A 16,979-nucleotide genomic window follows, 5' to 3' on the forward strand; every position below is an offset into this window, starting at 1 on the left:
TTGGGAACCATCGCGATGGGGAGCTCGGTCCTACTCGTCCACGGGGCCTACCACGGCGGCTGGTGCTGGGACGCCGTGCAGCGTGGGCTCGCCGAGCGGGAAATCCGCAGCCGCGCTCCGGACCTCCCACTGACCGGGTTCGGGAACGACGTCGATGCGCTGCGGTCTGCCGTGGCGGACCTGCGCCGCAGCGGCCCGGTGACTCTCGTGGCGCACAGCTACGCGGGCATCGTCGCAGCTGCCGCGGGCCACCAGGCGGACCGGCTGATCTTCGTAGCCGCACGGCTGCCACTGCCTTGCGAGTCTCAGGCCGCCCTCACCCCCCGCTGGAACGTCCACCCCGGTCTGCACGCGGCGACCACGACCGACCCGGACGGTTGGTCGCGGGTCGAGGCCGCCGCCCAGATAGCGTTCTACTCCGACTGCGCCCCCGACACGGCCGCCGCGGCCATGGCTCGACTCCGGCCGATGCGCAGCGCAGTGCCCGCCGACCCGGTCGACCCGCCCGCCTGGACTCACCTGCCGAGCGCCTATGTCGTGTGCGCCCGGGACGCCGTGGTCCGGGTCGACCGGCAGCGAGAACGGGCGGCGCTGGCCGACCACCACTACGAGCTCGACAGCGGCCACTCGCCGTTCCTGTCCGTGCCCGAGGCGCTGACCGAAATCCTCGCCGAGCAGGCCGGACTGACGACGGCCCTTTCCGAGGGGTCGCCAGCCACCACACATGAGTGAGAGAAGGGAAATGCCTCCAATGACGGAAGCACCACGCGTTCTGATCGTCGGAGCGGGCCCGACCGGCCTCATCCTGGCCCACGAGCTGCTTCGCCGGCGGATCCCTGTCCGACTCGTGGAAAAGCGCCGCGGCCCGTCCCACACGACCCGCGCGATGACCGTCCATGCGCGCTCGATGGAGATGTTCGAGCACCTCGGGCTGGCCCACCGGCTCGAGGAAGTGTGCCTGGAGTGCCCGGGCAACATCTACCACTTCCCGCACCTCGCCGAGGACGAGCAGCCCCGCACGGACTACCGTGGCCTGCCGACCCGGTTCCCGTTCTACTACAAGATCAACCAGAACGATTTCGAGCAGGTCTTGCGCGAGCACCTGCACGCGCTGTACTCACTCACCCCGGAGTACCGAACCGAGGTGACCGGGATCGACGACGGCACCGACGAAGTCGGGGTCGAGATCGCCTTGCCCGACGGGAAGGTCGAGCGGTCACGGTACGAGTGGGTCGTCGGCTGCGACGGCGTGCGCAGCTTCGTGCGGGAGGCCGCCGGGATCGACTTCGTCGGCCAGCGAGTCGCCGCCATGGCGATGATGGACGTCGAGCTAGACAACGTGACCTTCGACGACCGGTGGATGAACTACTTCTTCACCGAGGACCTGTTCATGAACTGCACCCGGCTCCCCGGAAAGTACTGGCGCATCTACATGAGCGAGCCCACCGAAAAGTACGTCTACGCCGAGGACAAGCGGGCCGCGTTCCAGGAGGTGGCCGACCGGATCGGGATCGGGTTCACCGTGGGAGAGCCGGAATGGGCGACCTCGTGGGAGATCCTCAACAACATCGCTGACCGCTACCGCAACGGCAGGCTGGTCATCTGCGGGGACGCCTCGCACGTGCACTCGCCCTCAGGCGGACAGGGCATGAACGGCTGCATGCAAGATGCGTTCAACCTCGGCTGGAAGCTCGCCGCGGTGCTGCACGGCCGGGCCGACAGCACGATCCTCGACAGCTACGAGACGGAGCGTAAGCCGATCGGCCAGCAGGTCAGCCAAGGTGCGCTGGCCACGCACGAGATCGTCATGGGCTTCGGGGTGGACCCAGTGGAGCGGTGGGAGCTCACCCAGGCCCCGGGCTGGGAGCACGACACCACCCGCCTGGTGTCCGGGCTGGCACACACCTACCGGGACGTCGTGGTCGTCCCGGCAGCCCTCACCCCGACCCCGGGCCCGCGCTCTGGAGACCGGGCACCGGACGCCCTACTGACCGCCGAGCCGCGCAAGCGCGTGTACGACATCTGCCGCAGGCCCGAGTTCACTCTCCTCGTGGTGCCCAACTCTGCCGACCCCGAGCCCACGATCACTGCCGGCCTGGAACTGGGTGACGAACTGGACCGGCAGTTCCCCGGCGCCGTGCACACGCACCTGATCGCCGATGACGAACGCTTCGACTTCGACCATCGCACACCGGACGAGACAGGCGAGATCGCCGAGCGCTACGAGCTCGACGGCAGCGGCAGGCTACTGCTCATCCGACCCGACCTCTACCTCGGCCTAGCCGTCGTCCCCACCGACGCCCGTGCGCTCACTGACTACCTATCGCAGTGGTTTACCGCCGCCGTCGCGCCGGCGGCGGCGGCGGTATGAGGGTTTGACCTCGCTGCTTATCCGCCGGACGTCCCCCGAGGAGTCCGACGAGACGGTTGCGCTCTCCGAGCGCCTGGTCGGCGAGCAGGCTGGCTCCGGCTCGATCGGCAAGGACGCGTGCGGATCCGACAGGTCGGCAGCCTGCGGCGTCGCTCCGCGATGGCTGCGCCACCCTTGCTCCCGCCAACACGACGAGCAATGCGGCCAGGACGCTGGGGGAACGGCGGAGGGGCTGCTGCTGCCCGCCGACCTACTCGACATCCACGTGTCGGCAGCCGAACGCTGCTCCCAACGCGACCGCCGCGACTGGACCGTCTACATCGCCGACCGCAGGGGCTCGTGTCGATCGCTCGATCGACCTCCGGCGGTGTGCTTGAAGAAGCGAGGGGACAGTCGCCTCAGCAGGGCAGGCCAGGGCAGGTGCATCTCGGCCCTGCTTCATGCTGCAGCAGACGCAACGCCGATGCAGTAGCGAGGCAACCCGACGGCTCCGCCTTACGGCCAATTCAGGCGATAGCCGCTCTGACCTGCGAAACTGAGCCAGCGACAGCCTAGTTGGACCGTCAAAATTCCCATGTTGTTGCCGCGTTCGAGGCCCAGGCGGTCTCGACGCGCACCTAGTAGTACTTTGTTAGGTGTGTTGATCCCGCTGATTCGACCTCTCGTGTGATCTTGTCCGGGTCGTGACTCCGGAGGAGATGGCGCAGGTCCGACCGCGGCTGGAGGCGTTCGCTGCGGAGATGCTCGGCGGGCTGGCCCGGTCGGATCAGCGAGCCAAGGGCGCCCTGTATCTGCGCGGGCTGTTACTGGACGGTAAGCGCAAGTCGATGCAGCCGATGGCTACTCGGCTCGGGGTCGACCACCAGCAGCTCCAGCAGTTCGTCACCTCCTCGACCTGGGACTACATGCAGGTCCGCGGTCGGCTGGCCAGGTGGGCCGCGACGTTCATCGCCCCGCGCGCGTTCGTCGTCGACGACACCGGATTTCCGAAGGACGGCCTGGATTCACCTGGCGTGGCTCGGATGTACTCCGGTTCGCTGGGCAAGGTCGGGAACTGCCAGGTCGGGGTCAGTGTGCACGCGGTCACCGACTGGGCCTCGGCGGCGATCGACTGGCGACTGTTCCTGCCGATGTCGTGGGACGACACCGCGACCGACGACCCCGAGATGGCTACACAGATCCGCCGCCGGCGGGCGCGTAGCCGGATTCCCGACCAGGTGCGGCACCGGGAGAAGTGGCGCCAGGCCCTGGACATGCTCGACGAGATCACCGCCGATGAGCAGGCAGGCGGCTGGGGTCTGGATCCGCGCCCGGTCGTCGGCGACGCCGGTTACGGCGACGCCACCGAGTTCCGGCTGGGACTCGAGCGACGTGGCCTGCCCTACGTGCTGGCGGTCAAGGCCACCACCAGCGCTCACGCCGGCGAGGCCGAGCCGGTGACCCCGCCGTATCGCGGTCACGGCCGCCCGCCGGTGCCGCGCTACCCCGACGGCCCGTCCACGCTCGCAGAACTCGCGCTGGCCGCGGGGCGACGCGCGCTGCGGCGGGTCACCTGGCGCCACGGCACCCGCAAGGGCCGCGGGAACCCGACCGCCGCGATGACCTCCCGGTTCCTCGCACTGCGGGTCCGACCGGCCAACCGGGCCATCCCTCGCGGCCCCGACGGGGTGCTGCCCGAGTACTGGATGATCGCCGAATGGCCGCCCGGCACATCCGAGCCCACCGACTACTGGCTGTCCACGCTGCCCGCCGACACACCACTACGTGAACTCGTCGGGCTGGCGAAGATCCGCTGGCGCATCGAGCACGACTACCGCGAACTCAAAGACGGCCTCGGCCTCGATCACTTCGAAGGCCGCTCCTACCTCGGCTGGCACCGCCACGTCACCCTCGCCGCCCTGGCCCAGGCCTTCTGCACCAGCCTGCGCTACGACCCAAAAGCCCCTGCGCCGGCCTGACCCTCTACGCCGTCCTCCGCGAACTCCAGACCCTCCTCGGCATCTGGACCGGCGCCTGCCACACCTGCAAACGCCCCTACTCCGTGCCAACCTAACAAAGTACTACTAGGAGCTCGCCGGCGCGCCCACGCCGACCACCCCCGGCGGCAGCGGTGCCGGTGTGAACTCTTCCCTGAAGATCTGCGCCGGCCGCATCCGACGTCTCTTGAACGTTCGTACGGCCGCTGAGACCATGGGCGGTGGGCCACAGATGTAGGCGCTCATGCCGCGGCAGCTCGCGAAGTCGGACTCGACTGCGTCGGTGACCATGCCGCAGGCGCCGTCCCAGGTCTGCTCGCTGAGCACCGGCACGTATCTGACACCGGAGCCGGCGAGACCTTGGAAGACGTCCCCGTCATAGAGGTCCTCCTCACGGCGGCCACCGTGGTAGAGGTGAATTTCCGAGGCCAGGCCCTGCTCGACGGCGTGCAGGAGTATCGCCTTCAGGGGCGCTAGACCGGTCCCGCCGGCCACCAGCACAACCGGCCCGTCCTCGGGTTCGATCATGGAGAATGTCCCGAGCGGCCCCTGCATCGCAACACGTTCTCCGACGGCGAGCGATGCGAAGACCCATCTCTCGGTCGCGAGTCCTCCCGGGGTCAGACGGATGTGCAGTTCGATCGACGATTCCTGCGATGGAGGGCTCGCGATGGAGTAGGCTCGGCGAAGGGGCGAGTTGGGGATTCGCAGCTCGACGTACTGCCCGGCGTCGAAGTCGAGTGGTTCGTCGAGGTCGATGACAAGACGGATCGTCTCGCGCGCGACGACGTCACGGACGACTACGGTGCCCGTGATATCACGCAACCGGTGTCGTGGTGTAGTGATCGCCGACTCGCCGAGCAGTGCGCCGAGCAGATCGGTGACCGGTGAGGCTTGGCAGGCGAGGGCGAATCCGTCGGTACGGTCGGCCTGGGGGAGAAGTTCTTCCGTGGAGTCACCGTGGTCGACGGTGCCTTCGAGAACCTTGAACCGGCAGGTTCCGCAGGTTCCCTGGGAGCAGTTGTGCGGAATCCACCGGTTCGCGCGTAGTGCGGCATCGAGAATGGTCTGGCCTTCGCGGGCGTCGAAACTGGGGCCTCCGTTGAGGCTGACGTGGTGACCGACCATCACACTTCCCAGCGCACTCGAACGTGCTCGGGCCCGCGGAATGCCCAGCCGTGGAACTTGACGTCTTCGGTGAGCTCCATCATGGGGATCGACTGGAACAGCTCCTCGAGGGCGATACGCACGATCGCGCTGCCTAGGTAGGCGCCGGCGCAGGCGTGGGGGCCGGCGCCGAACCCCAGATGCGGTTGCAGCGGACGGTCGAGGTCGAATTCCTGCGGACCGGGCCAGGTCTTCTCGTCCCAGTTGGCGGCGCCATAGGCCATGAGCACCGCGGTGCCGGCGGGGAGGTCGAGTCCACCGATATGGACGTCTCGGGTGGCCACCTTGGCGGCCGCCGCGAAGATCGGGGCGACCCAGCGCAGGCTCTCCGACACGGCGCGGGGGATGAGCGAGGGGTCGTCGACCACGCGGTCGAATTGATCGGGCGAACGCAACAGGCCGACCAGTGTCGTGGCCATCAGGTGGCCCGGCTCCTGCAACGCCCCGAGGATGTACACGTTCATGTTGGAGTAGACGAGCTCGCGGTCGCGCGTCTCCCCCTCGGACAGGCCGTCGTGGAGCCAGTGCGAGATCAGGGTGTGCCCGGGCCGGTCGGTCCACTCGTCGAGCAGCGGGTCGACGATCCCGCGCATCTCGCGCTTGGCCTGGTCGGCGGCGGCGAAGCCCTCGGGGTTCGCCCATGAGCCGTCGGCGTTGACCGCGACGTTACGTGCGCCCAGGGCCAACGCCTTGAACCATTCGGTCAGCTTGGATTCGCTGACCTGGTGCAGTCCCATGACGTCGCCGACGGCGCGGACACTGATCGGCACGAAGTATGCCGCCTGCAGGTCGGCCTCACCGGTGTCCTCGATCTGCGCGAGAAGGCGTTGTGCGTGGGGGCGCACCATGTCGTCGATGTAGCTGTCGACCGCGGACGGCCGCAGGTACGGGTCCATCATCGCGCGCAGCTTCGTGTGTTCTTCGCCGTTGGCGCTGAGGACGGTGCCCTCCCCGTGGGTTCGATGTCCGGAGGGAGAGATCACTCCGTACCAGGTGTCGGGGTCCGAGGTCATCTCCCGGTTGATGTCGTAGCTCGACGCCACGTACATGCCGACCTCGGGCACCCAGGCCAGCGGTGCCTGGTCGCGCAGCTTCGCGTGGATCGCTTGCGGGTCGTCCTCGAGCTGGTCGGCGGCGATGTCGTCGATCCAGCTGTGCGTGATGGTCACGGACAGGCTCCTCGTCGTTGGGGTCCCGACGACTGCCTCGCAGTGGTCGGATGCTGCGGCTCCTCTGTCGGTGTGACTTCATCCTCAGTCCCCCCCCTGGAGCTATCAACGGGCGGTTCCCGAAGAGATCGTTAGGCCGAGCCGAACAATGTGGTAAGACGGAAGTGGCCGAGGGCGCGGGGTCCCGGACTTCGAGATGAGGAGGAGGGCGCTGTGAATCTGCGCCAGATGGAGTGTTTCCTCGCGGTGGTCCAGGATATGCACTTTCGCCGGGCTGCGGACCGGCTGCACTTGTCGCCCGCCAGCGTCAGCGAGGCGGTCTCCTCGCTCGAGCGCAGCCTCGGAGGGCGGCTCTTCGAGCGCACGAGCCGGCGGGTGCGACTGACCCCGCTGGGGGCTGAGTTCGCCGCTTCGATCCGGCAACCGATCGACGATCTCCACCGCGCTCACGGGGCGGCCCGGCAACAGGCGGTGAGTCACCGTGACGCCGTCATCGCTCATACTCCCGAGCTGGGTCACTTGATCCTTCCCCGGCTGGTCGCGGCCGGTTCGGGCGACACGGTCGACGCGGTGGGCCTTCTGCCGGCCTGGCGCCCTATCGCCATGCACACGCCTGGGCAGCTCACCGCCGTCGCCGACGGCGAGATCGACGTCGGCCTGTGCTGGTCGGTTCCGGAGCAAACGGGGATCGACAGTGTCGTGCTCGGTGAGTTCCCGCTGGTCGCCGTGCTGCGGTCCTCTGACCCGCTGGCGTCTCACGCCGAGGTGTCGCTCACCCAGATCCGGTCACGCCAGATTCTCGTGACTCCGCGCGCCGACAACCCGTACCTGGACAGTCAGCTACAGGCCGATGTGACCCGGGCTGGCATTCCCCGCGCCCACATCGAGGAGGTGGCACGCTACGACGAACTCGTCGTGCACGTCGCCACCCGCGGGCACGTAGGGATTCATCCGGGGCCGATCGCACTCACGAGCCCGTTGTCCTCTGTCGTCTTTCGCCCGATCGCCGACGCCTCCGATCGCGTCCGCATCTGCGCGATCAGCCACTCGAGAGAGCGCTCGCCATCGACCATCTCGCTCATCGAGAGCCTGTACATGATCGTGGCGGCGCTCGATCTCGAGAGGGCGCTGAACTGATCTCGTCTAGGGGCGGTGATGAGCGTGGTAATGCTGGGCGAGGAGATCTCGACCGTAGTCGTTTCCGTTCGGTTCGCGGACGATGGTGTGGACGTGGAACCGCGCGGGCTCGGGGTTGGCGAGGAAGACGCCGGGGTGGTTGTCGTACTCGACGAGCAATACTGGCGAGTGAATGCGGTAGTAGAAGGCGCACTCGTCGTCGTGACCACCCCGCCACACGAATCGAGTCTCATCGAGGTGTTCGCGCACCTGGGCGAGCTTGCGCTCGGCCTGCGGCGCGGGCAGACGTCCCAGGTAGACACGGACCAGGTCGAGGAGACCGTCCTGCTGATCGGAGGGGAGAGAGGCGACCACGATCCCCTCGGGGGCAAGTACGAGGTTGTCCTGTCCCGCTCCGCCGACGTGACGACCGTTCCACGGCCCGGCCAACTCGGGCGGGAGGTCAGCAGCGCGGAGCGAAGCGCTCAGCACGAACTCGTCGTCGCGGTCCGCGGCGATGGTTCGCCGGAACGCGAGAGCGACCTCTGTCTCGTCGTCGAGAGCCGTCACACCGTGGAACCGACCGGTACCCGACGTCGGCTCGGCGCCGAGGAACATCGGAGCGAGCACCACGTGCGAACCGATGAACACGCAGTGCAGGTCGAGGTGGTGGCCCATCAGCTGCCAACCCCACGGCTCGTCCGAGGAGGGCCGACCGAAGACCGTGAACCAGTAGGCGAACTCGGTGAGAGTGTCCCGGTAGTCGTCGATGAGCTCCCCGAGGTTCGCGTTCAGTTTCATGGTGGCGCGCACGGAGGCGTAGCCGGCGGGGCTCAAGCTGGCTTCGATCACCGCAAGTGCTCGCTCCCGGTCGCTCGCCTCGAGCCGTTCCAGGCGCATGCCCTTCGGGAGCCAGGTCGGGATGGCGTTCGTCCACAGCCGCCACTCGGGTGCGTCCATGGGGAGCGCACCGACGGCGCGCTGGTGGGGCGCCAGACCGTCGAGGTAGGCCTGTGCGGTCGCAGCGGCCCGAGGCGGACGACCGCCCGCGTTGTCGAGGGAATATAGGCCGCTGCGCGGGATACCGTCCTCGGTGATCCCGACGAAGGGGTCGCGATGGTGACGGAAGCCGGCCGTCAGTTCGAAAGCGGGGACCTCGGGGAGCAGGTCGTCGAACAGTAACGAGTCGACGATGGGGAGCTCACCACGGGCGGTCGGCAGCGGGAACGAAGGCGACTCCGCTGCGGGTCGGGACCGGGTGTTCGTCATCGGGCATCTCCTCACTCGGTGGGGACGGCGAGGACGTCGCCGGGTGCCAGGAACCGGTTCTCGATGCGGCGGGACGCGATCAGCCAGCGCGATTCGGTGCCCTCTCCGACGCGCAGGAACCGGTCGTACACGTCGGCGACGAGGACCGGAGCCGTCGCTGGGATGGGCGGCTCCCCGTCCTGTGCATAGAGCACGAGCGCCGAGACGGCCTCCGCGTACGGGTCCTCATGGCGCAGCACGTGCAGGTTGGTGACGGTGTGCCGCGAGACCCGTGGTCCGCGAGCGGTTCGGGTTCGGTACACCTCGTCGATCTCGGCGCGCCCTCGGAACGCACGGCGGGAGAAGGTTAGGTCGGCGTCGGGGGTGAAGTAGCCGGAGGCTCCGGTGCCGTCACCGTGGTCGATCTCGTACCACAGCGCCGTCACCAGCATCGTCAACTCCATGTGGAGGAGCGCCGAGCCGGAAAGGTCAGGCACGGTCCGATCCTCTCACGGGAACCCGGGCACCCGAGACGAGCGATGCCCCGGCGGAGCGGAGGAACGCGGTGTCGCTGCCCAGGACGAGGAAGTTGTATCCACGCGTCAGGAGATCGGGGGCGTCGCGAGAGGCCGTGGTGCCGAGCGGGACACCCTGCGTCAAGCAGCTCCGCTCGGCCGTCTCGAGCAGCGCGGCGACGTCCGGGTCGGCGAGCGTCCGTCGGCTCGAGACGGCAAGGTCCGCCGGCCCGACGAAGATCGCGTCGACTCCGGGTACGCACCCGATGTCGGCGATCGACTCGAGCGCACGCATGCTCTCGACCTGGACCACCAGCAGGGTGTCATCGTTGCCGGCGGCGACGTAGTCCGCCAGGTCGTCGAGACCCCAGCGCCCTGCGCGTCCGGTGTTGCTCGCGCCCCGCTGCCCCAACGGAGGGAAGCGGGTCGAACGCACCGCGGTCCGGGCGGCAGCGGCGTCCTCGACCTGCGGGACGAACAGGCCGCGGGCACCGGCGTCGAGGGGTACCTGCACGTCGCGCGGGGCCATGCCCGGGACGCGGACGAACGGGTCGATCCCGCAGCCTCGCGCGGTGGCGACCATCGTCGAGACGGTGCGGACGTCGATGCTCGCGTGCTCGGTGTCGATGACGACGAAGTCGAACCCGGCCAGCGCGAGCAGCTCGACACTCTCGGCCGCGGCGAGCTTGACCCAGGCGCCGAGCTGAGGCGTCCTACCGGCGATCATCCGCCACCGCTCGGTAGCCGTCGGCGTTGAGGACCCAGCCGTTCGCCAGGAAGTCCTCGCGGGGCGGGGCGAAGACGTCGATCAGCATGTGGTCGCCTTCGCCCACCCAGCGTGTGGTGTGCACGAGATTCGGGGGGATGAGCGCCATGGAAGGGCTGCCCACGCCGACGTGCTGATCGTCGCGCCACTCGCTCATCCGCGGCGTCCACGGGCTACGGAAGTGGTGCACGAAGTCCCCTTCGAGGGTCACCGACATCTGCTCGAAGTCCGCGTGCGAGTGCGGCGTCAGCGTCTCGGTGTCGCGCGGCCCCACCCTCGTCGGGAACCAGTTGACCATCAGGGACGTGCCCCGGAATATCCGCCCGAGCCGGCTCGGATCGTCGGGGACGTCCGACATGCAGTGGACCTGCATCGGTGCCGTGTCGGAGCGGGCCCGGGTCACCAGCGGGGCCACGGCAGGGTCGTGCTGATCGGTGTAGTTGGTAGCCCGCTGCATCGGCTCTTCAGCGTGAGCTGCGAAGACCCGAACGACCGTGGTCGGAGCCTGGGCTCGTACGACGCTGTTGCCGGCGGGGACGATCAGCAACGACGGCTCCGTGACCGTCACGATCTGCCCGGAGTCGTGGGTCACCACGACAGTCACCTCGTCGGGGAGGAGGAGCATGTACTCGTCGGGCAGGTCGTGCTCGACGAGGTCGTCGTCCGCCCTCAGCTCGGTGACGGCGACTGCGAAGTTCCGGCCGCAGACCGACCAGGTCCGGCTACCGCCGGACGTGAAGCGATCGGCGCGGCGAGAATCCATCTCGTCGACGAAAGCGGCTCGCACGACGGGAACGGCGGTCATCGAGCTCCTCCACAGATGGGGACGCGGGCAACTTGAGCGTGACGACCGGGTTCTGCACGATCAATCGCCAAGTTCCGAGCCCATCGACCGGATATCCCGAACGATCGGAGACGCCAGCCCACCATCGCCTCGCCCATCAGGACCAGCGCCGGCGCGTCCGGGTCCGGGGGCAGCGCTCAGGCTTCGAGTCGGTTGTTCGCGTTCGACGAGCACATCGCGGTCGAGGTCACCTGGAGGGCCTACGAACAGATCATCATCGCCGCCTAGCTAGTTGACTCACCGCTACCGATGATGACGGTGAGTGACGGAATGTAGTGATCCTTCGTGTCTGCTGGCGGCTCCTCTCGGCGGTGGTTGGGGTTGTGGCTGCGGGCGCCGGGTCGGTCGGTATGGAGTTGTGCCGATGATCAGTCGGTGGGGGTGATCGGCCACCTCCCGTCCGCGATGGGCGAGTCGGGTCCGAAGCGCAGCCAGGCCTCGTGCGGGCTGGTGCCGAGCAGGGCGGCGATGTCGTCCCAGTCGGCGCCGCCCTCGAGGGCGTTGTGCACGGCTTCGGGCAGGCAGCGTTCGGCCTGGACGATCAGGGCGTCGAGCAGGTGGATCAGGATGAGGTCGTCGCCGAGCCAGAGTTGCTTGCGCTCGGCGAGCGCGGCCAGGGCGTCGTCGATGACGTGGAAGGTGTCGTCGTCGGTGCGGCGGTCGGGCAGCTTGTCGGCGGTCATGACCGCGCCTGGTTCTGCTCGGTTCCGCCCGGCCCGGGCCGGGCGGCGCGGGTGCTGCGCAGTCGGTAGGACGCGGTGCCGGTGTTGATGATGTGGGCGTGGAAGGTGAGCCGGTCGACCACCGCGGCGGCCAGCCGTGGGTCGGTGAAGGTCTGACCCCACTCGGAGAACGGGGCGTTGGAGGCGCACGCGATCGAGGCCCGTTCTTCCCGGTCGGTGATGATCTGGAACAGGAGCTCGGCGCCACGCGGGTCGAGGTGGACGTAGCCGAGTTCGTCGAGGCAGAGCAGGTCCAGGCGGGCGTAGCGGCCCAGCACCCGCGACAGCTGACGCTCGTCGGCGGCCTCGGCGAGCTCGTTGACCAGCGCGGCGGTGGTCGCGTAGCGGACCCGGCGGCCGCCCTCGGCGGCGGCGATACCCAGCCCGATCAGCAGGTGGGTCTTGCCGGTGCCGGAGTCGCCGAGCAGCACCACCGGTTGTCCGGCGTCGATCCAGCCGCCGCCGGCCAGGGTGGCTGGGGGCAGCTCGGGCAACGCGGCGAGGTCGAACTCGGCCAGGCGCTTGAGCCGCGGGAAGCGCGCTTCCTGGACCCGGCGGGTCCGGCGGCGGGCGTCACGTTCGTCGCACTCGGCGGCCAGCACCTCGGCCAGGAACGCCCGGTGCGAGAGCCGTTCGCGGGCGGCGGCATCGGCCAGACGTCCGGCCTCGGCGCGCACCGTGGGCAGGTGCAGGGCCTGGCAGGCCGCGCCGATCGCGGCCTCGGCGGCCGGGTCGGCCAGCCGCGTCACCGCCGGCCCGGCCCCACCTTCAGCAGCGCCGCGGGCCGCGCCGGTGGCGCGGGTCTTGGCCGACGGTGCGCTCGGGCTCATCGGGCTCCCCCGGCGGCGAGCAGCTCGTCGTAGCCGGTCAGGCTGGGCGCGGGCCGGGGATCTGCGCCGCACCCAGCTCGCGGCGCGTCGAGCACCTCGACCGAGGCCAGCCCCTGCCCCGCCGTCGTCCCCGCCGTCGTCCCCGCCGTCGTCCCCGCCGGGGTCGGCGTGGTCGGCGGGCTGCTGGGCTCTCGGATGTGTTCGAGGTGGCGGCGGGCCTCGACCGCGACCAGCTCGGCGTCGATCCGATCACCGTCCAGGGCGGCGCTGATCCCGGCCGCGACCGCGGCGGCGGGCAGGCTGCGGTGCAGCAGCAGCACCGCGATCAACGCCCGGGTCCCGGCCCCGTCACCGAGACGGCGCCGCGCGAGGTCCCAGTAGCGCTGGTGGCCCGCGGTGAAGCTGCCCGCGGCGCGGGCCTGGTCCAGCGCGGTCGCCCCGGGCAGCGCCCCGGGCTTACGGGCCAGCACCTCCAGGTAGTGATCCAGCACCAGATCCTCGGTGCCCTTGTGCAGGCTACGCACGTGCACCGCGACCACCCGGGCACCGTCGAGCACCCGCAACTCGCGGGCGCCGAGGCGGACCGTGACCTTGCGCGCGGCCAGCCGCACCGGCACCGAGTAGTAGGACTGGCGCACACACACCCGCGCCTTCGGATCGACCCGACACGACAGCGTCGCGCTGATGTCGAGCCGCTCGGCGGGCAACGCCGCAAGCAGCGGGCGCTCCCGGGCCGCGGCCTGGCCCACGGTCTCGGCCCGCGCGGCGATCCGCCGCGCGTCATCGGCCTCGTCCGCCGCCACCAGGCGCGCGTTCAGCTCGGCCAGCGACTCCACCGCCGGCACCGGCACCAGATGCCGGCGGCGGAACCGGCCGATCTCGCCCTCCACCCCGCCCTTCTCGTGCGCGCCGTCGATGCCGGGCTGGCAGTAGAACGCGTCGAAGCCATAGGCGCTGCGCAGCAACACGAACCGGGTGTTCTCCAGCCGCGCCCGGCCCAGCAGCACCCGCACCATCGCCGGGCGCAGGTTGTCCAACCGGACCCGGCCCGGGACCCCACCGAGGGTCTCGAACGCGGTGACGAACCCGTCGAAGAAGCTCTCCTGAGTCTCGTTGGCATAGGCCACGTGCACCGCCTTGCCCGAATGCGACAACCGCAGCACGAACATCCACAGCTTCACCAGCACACCCGCGATCCAGGCCTTGAACTCGCCGAAGTCGACCTCGGCTTCCTCGGCCGGGGGATGGGTCTGCGGCACCGTCACCAGCCCAGTACCACCCAGCTCGCGGCGCACCTCGGCCACATAGGCGCGCACCGTGGACTCGGCCACCACCGCGCCCTGCTCGTCGACCAGCCGCTGCCAGACCCGCCGGGCAGTGTGGCGCTGCTTGGGCGGCGCCACCCGATCGGCGACCAACCACCCGCGCACCATGGCCCGATGCCTCGCCGTCAACGCCGTCGGCGTCCGCTCCGGTGTCTTGCGCTCCGCCGGCACCGCACTGGCCAGCGCCTCCCGCACCAGACGTCGATGCACCCCGTGCCGGCGCGCCAACGCCCGGATCGACAACTCCTCCAACCGGCTGTCCCGCCGGATCCGCTCGAACAGCTCCACCTTCTGTCTCCTCTTCATCACGTCCCTGCCTCCGTGACGCCGCGCTGCGCGACGTCACGGAACGTAGGAACGGACGGACGGAGGTGGGGCCAGATCAGGCCATCACTCCGGCCCCAAGTGGGGCCAAATCAAGGTGTCACTCTCACCGCGGCGTTGTGCAGTCGTTCCGCGTAGATCCGGTAGGCCTTGCGCTGGGCCGCGGAGGCCACAACGTCGCCGAGCACTGCCGCGCGGCGACGAGCAGCGCGCGGTGGGTTTCGGGTAGCTCGGGTAGCGCGGTGACGTGCAGGCTGTAGCCCACGTTCCAGGCGCTGGTCGCCGAGATCGTCGACCCCGAACAGCACCAGGTCGCCAACGCGGCGATGACGCTGGCGGTACGGGTCACCACCCTGCTCGCCCCGACCGGCACAGGCCACGGGATGGTGCCGGTCCGCGGCCTGCCTCCCCTCCCGGCTCCTCGACCCGCGGGCCGGCGCCCATGCCGGGTCCCGAACGCGGAGCGATCCTTCATGAGCCGCACACGCCCACTCGTTCCGACCGGCCCCGCTCGACCCGCGGCGACGGGAGCCAGGCTGCGGCGGGCAACGACGATGCTGAGCGCCGGTACAGCGGCCGCTTGGTGATCTGGCGGCCTGGCCGGGGCGGCTTGCCCGGCTCACGGGTTTGAACCGGGCAAGCCTGAAGATCAACAGCGGGCGCCCGCCGTTAAGCCCTGTTCCACGTCTATCAGGCCACCGTGCGCGGCCGCAGGCGGGCCGACCGGGCCCCGGCCGGGGTCCCGGCCTGCCGGGCCCCGGCTTGCCGGGTCGGCGGGTGCCAGATCCCCGGCCGCCCCGAAAGGCGCCCATTGCGCCGAGATCACCGCCGGAACCCGGCACCACGGCCAGCGGTGACCGTCCGGAGCTGCCGGTCCCGTCCGCGGACCGGTGCCGCCGCGAGGGAGTCGGTGGCCCGGATGCGGGTACAGGCCCCGGCATGAGATCAACGATGCTCGCACGGTCCGCGGACGCCGCTGCCGACATCGGCGTCGGCGTGCTGGCCGGTGCCCTCGGCACCGTCGCGATGACGCTGTCCAGCACGACCGAAATGACGATCAGCGGCCGCGGGGCGAGTTCCTCCCCGGAGGATGCGGCCGGGACAGTGCTCGGGGTCCAGCCGTCGAGCGAGGCCGGGCAGAAGCGCTTCGGGACGTTGGTGCACTGGGGTTACGGAACCGCGTGGGGCGCCGTGCGTGGGCTGCTCAGCACGGCCGGGCTGCGCGGCCCGGCCGCTACGCTGGCGCACTTTGGCCTGGTCTGGGGCGGCGAGCAGGTGGTGATGCCGTTCACCGGGGCCGGCCGGCCGACCCCGGCCTACGGGGCGAGTGCCACCGCCACTGACGTGCTGCACCACGCCGTCTACGCGGCCGCGACGTCGGCTGCCTACGAGTGGTTGGATCGGTCCCGCACGCGTTGAGCTATCCGATGGCGCTGCGAAGCAGAGGGGCTGCAAAGCGCGCTGCTCGCCGCTGGTCGCGGCCGGGTCGGCTACCTCAACGCAGGTCGGTGACCGGTGCTTCCCCACCAGGCCCGGTTCTCCCGAAGTTCCGGATCTCGCCCGGGTTGTCAGTGCCGACGGCTACCGTGCCAGCAGCTCGCCGCGCGGCGAGAGACCAACATGGACAGGGGCGATTGTCGGTGACCGAACAGCCGCAGCAGCGGCCGGACCCGGCGACCGCGTCGTCAGTGACCCGCCTGATCTCGGACCTGGACGACGAGCTGGTCGCCGCGCTCTGGCGGATCGAGGAGCTTCTGCTCACCCTGGCGACGTGGGCCGAGGACGACCCTGACGGCTGTGTAGAGCGCCCCGCGCCACTGGCCGACACGGACCCGCGCTCGACGCGCTGCACCACCTTCAGGACGAGCTGACACCGACCCAGACCCGTTCGAACCCGTCGGCCGCCGATTTGCCGCGGCTGTTTGGGCCGGACGGCCAGCACGAGCACCGACCGCTGCGCCTCGTCGAGGTCGCCCCGCAGGACCTCGCGGTACTCGCTGCCACAGCAGGCCGGCTCGGGCACGCACTCGCGCTCACCGGCAGCGAACTCGCCGAGGCGATCGAGGCCGGCGTCGAGGCCGCGAACCCGGCCAGCTACTCAACGAGCCCGACAACAGGTGTCGAGCTCGTCGAGGTCTTCGCGCGGGTCAACGGCCAACTCGATCTGGCGACCACCGCCGACACCGAGATCCTGACCGCGCGGCTCTGGTCCGACGGCTGCAGCGACATCGTGGCCACGCCGGCAGCCACGGCAGGTATCGACCCCGCTGCCGGGACGTCCCCGGTGGGTGCGTTGTGCGCGTATCACCAGTTCTCCACCATGTTGACCAGGTCCGAGCCGCCGTGGCCGCGGCGCCGGTCGACGAGCGAACCTGCCAGCTCGCGTTGCCGGGGTAGGTAAGAGCTTGTACGGCCCGTTTTCGGCAGTGTGGGTCCTGGTCTCGTCCTGTCCGGTGGCAATGGCTGGGGCGGTGAGGACAGGCGGCTCCTCCAGTCCGCCGGTCGCCGCGTGTGCCCGGGAGAGGGTTCGGAGCCGACGCGACTGCGTCCCTGGCCGCGGGGCCGCTCCTGAGCGCGTTCCGAGGTCGCTGTGCGGGGCGGCCGTC

General features: G+C 69.9%; 16 protein-coding genes. 7 read left to right on the forward strand and 9 right to left on the reverse strand.

What is annotated here, in order from left to right; genetic code table 11:
* The first annotated feature begins 15 nt into the window (after window positions 1–15).
* The 3 genes from ACLFMI_RS11285 (at window position 16) to ACLFMI_RS11295 (ending at window position 4,329) form a co-directional block, all read left to right on the forward strand.
* The gene (locus ACLFMI_RS11285; RefSeq protein ID WP_410947737.1) at window positions 16–732 is read left to right on the forward strand and encodes an alpha/beta fold hydrolase; all 717 of its coding nucleotides are present in this window, start codon (window positions 16–18) and stop codon (window positions 730–732) included.
* Between the two features lie 19 nt (window positions 733–751).
* Window positions 752–2,371: an FAD-dependent monooxygenase gene (locus ACLFMI_RS11290; RefSeq protein WP_410947738.1), complete on the forward strand. Its 1,620-nt coding sequence runs from the start codon at window positions 752–754 to the stop codon at window positions 2,369–2,371.
* A 683-nt stretch (window positions 2,372–3,054) separates the two neighbouring features.
* Entirely contained in the window at window positions 3,055–4,329 is a 1,275-nt protein-coding gene (locus ACLFMI_RS11295) for an IS701 family transposase (RefSeq protein ID WP_410947739.1), read from the forward strand.
* Between the two features lie 105 nt (window positions 4,330–4,434).
* Here ACLFMI_RS11295 and ACLFMI_RS11300 read toward each other — a convergent pair whose 3' ends face one another.
* Complete coding sequence (locus tag ACLFMI_RS11300; RefSeq protein ID WP_410947777.1) at window positions 4,435–5,475, reverse strand: 2Fe-2S iron-sulfur cluster-binding protein; 1,041 nt, start codon at window positions 5,473–5,475, stop codon at window positions 4,435–4,437.
* A complete protein-coding gene (locus ACLFMI_RS11305; protein ID WP_410947740.1) occupies window positions 5,475–6,683 on the reverse strand; it encodes a cytochrome P450 in 1,209 nt (402 codons plus the stop codon). The genes ACLFMI_RS11300 and ACLFMI_RS11305 overlap by 1 nt, the downstream gene beginning before the upstream one ends.
* A gap of 213 nt (window positions 6,684–6,896) precedes the next feature.
* Between ACLFMI_RS11305 and ACLFMI_RS11310 the strand changes: the two genes are divergently transcribed.
* The gene (locus ACLFMI_RS11310) at window positions 6,897–7,820 is read left to right on the forward strand and encodes a LysR family transcriptional regulator (RefSeq protein WP_410947741.1); all 924 of its coding nucleotides are present in this window, start codon (window positions 6,897–6,899) and stop codon (window positions 7,818–7,820) included.
* A 6-nt stretch (window positions 7,821–7,826) separates the two neighbouring features.
* Here ACLFMI_RS11310 and ACLFMI_RS11315 read toward each other — a convergent pair whose 3' ends face one another.
* The 7 genes from ACLFMI_RS11315 to istA form a co-directional block, all read right to left on the reverse strand.
* Complete coding sequence (locus ACLFMI_RS11315; RefSeq protein ID WP_410947742.1) at window positions 7,827–9,068, reverse strand: DUF3500 domain-containing protein; 1,242 nt, start codon at window positions 9,066–9,068, stop codon at window positions 7,827–7,829.
* Between the two features lie 11 nt (window positions 9,069–9,079).
* Complete coding sequence (locus ACLFMI_RS11320) at window positions 9,080–9,544, reverse strand: nuclear transport factor 2 family protein (protein ID WP_410947743.1); 465 nt, start codon at window positions 9,542–9,544, stop codon at window positions 9,080–9,082.
* Window positions 9,537–10,289 (reverse strand): HpcH/HpaI aldolase family protein, encoded by a 753-nt coding sequence (locus ACLFMI_RS11325; RefSeq protein ID WP_410947744.1) that lies wholly within the window; start codon window positions 10,287–10,289, stop codon window positions 9,537–9,539. The genes ACLFMI_RS11320 and ACLFMI_RS11325 overlap by 8 nt, the downstream gene beginning before the upstream one ends.
* A complete protein-coding gene (locus tag ACLFMI_RS11330; protein ID WP_410947745.1) occupies window positions 10,276–11,133 on the reverse strand; it encodes a cupin domain-containing protein in 858 nt (285 codons plus the stop codon). The genes ACLFMI_RS11325 and ACLFMI_RS11330 overlap by 14 nt, the downstream gene beginning before the upstream one ends.
* A 407-nt stretch (window positions 11,134–11,540) precedes the next feature.
* Window positions 11,541–11,855: a hypothetical protein gene (locus ACLFMI_RS11335; RefSeq protein WP_410947746.1), complete on the reverse strand. Its 315-nt coding sequence runs from the start codon at window positions 11,853–11,855 to the stop codon at window positions 11,541–11,543.
* The gene (gene istB, locus ACLFMI_RS11340) at window positions 11,852–12,724 is read right to left on the reverse strand and encodes an IS21-like element helper ATPase IstB (protein ID WP_410947747.1); all 873 of its coding nucleotides are present in this window, start codon (window positions 12,722–12,724) and stop codon (window positions 11,852–11,854) included. Before istB ends, ACLFMI_RS11335 begins: the two co-directional genes overlap by 4 nt.
* Window positions 12,721–14,355: an IS21 family transposase gene (gene istA / locus ACLFMI_RS11345; protein ID WP_410947748.1), complete on the reverse strand. Its 1,635-nt coding sequence runs from the start codon at window positions 14,353–14,355 to the stop codon at window positions 12,721–12,723. The genes istB and istA overlap by 4 nt, the downstream gene beginning before the upstream one ends.
* 969 nt (window positions 14,356–15,324) lie before the next feature.
* Between istA and ACLFMI_RS11350 the strand changes: the two genes are divergently transcribed.
* The 3 genes from ACLFMI_RS11350 to ACLFMI_RS11360 all read left to right on the forward strand — a co-directional run bounded on the left by ACLFMI_RS11350 (window position 15,325) and on the right by ACLFMI_RS11360 (window position 16,774).
* On the forward strand, window positions 15,325–15,792 hold the full coding sequence (locus ACLFMI_RS11350) for a hypothetical protein (RefSeq protein ID WP_410947749.1): 468 nt from the start codon (window positions 15,325–15,327) through the stop codon (window positions 15,790–15,792).
* A gap of 221 nt (window positions 15,793–16,013) precedes the next feature.
* A complete protein-coding gene (locus ACLFMI_RS11355) occupies window positions 16,014–16,244 on the forward strand; it encodes a hypothetical protein (protein ID WP_410947750.1) in 231 nt (76 codons plus the stop codon).
* A 38-nt stretch (window positions 16,245–16,282) separates the two neighbouring features.
* Entirely contained in the window at window positions 16,283–16,774 is a 492-nt protein-coding gene (locus ACLFMI_RS11360) for a hypothetical protein (protein WP_410947751.1), read from the forward strand.
* The last annotated feature ends 205 nt before the right edge of the window (window positions 16,775–16,979 follow it).

The organism is Pseudonocardia nantongensis (assembly GCF_046546495.1).
GTDB classification, from domain to species: domain Bacteria; phylum Actinomycetota; class Actinomycetes; order Mycobacteriales; family Pseudonocardiaceae; genus Pseudonocardia; species Pseudonocardia nantongensis.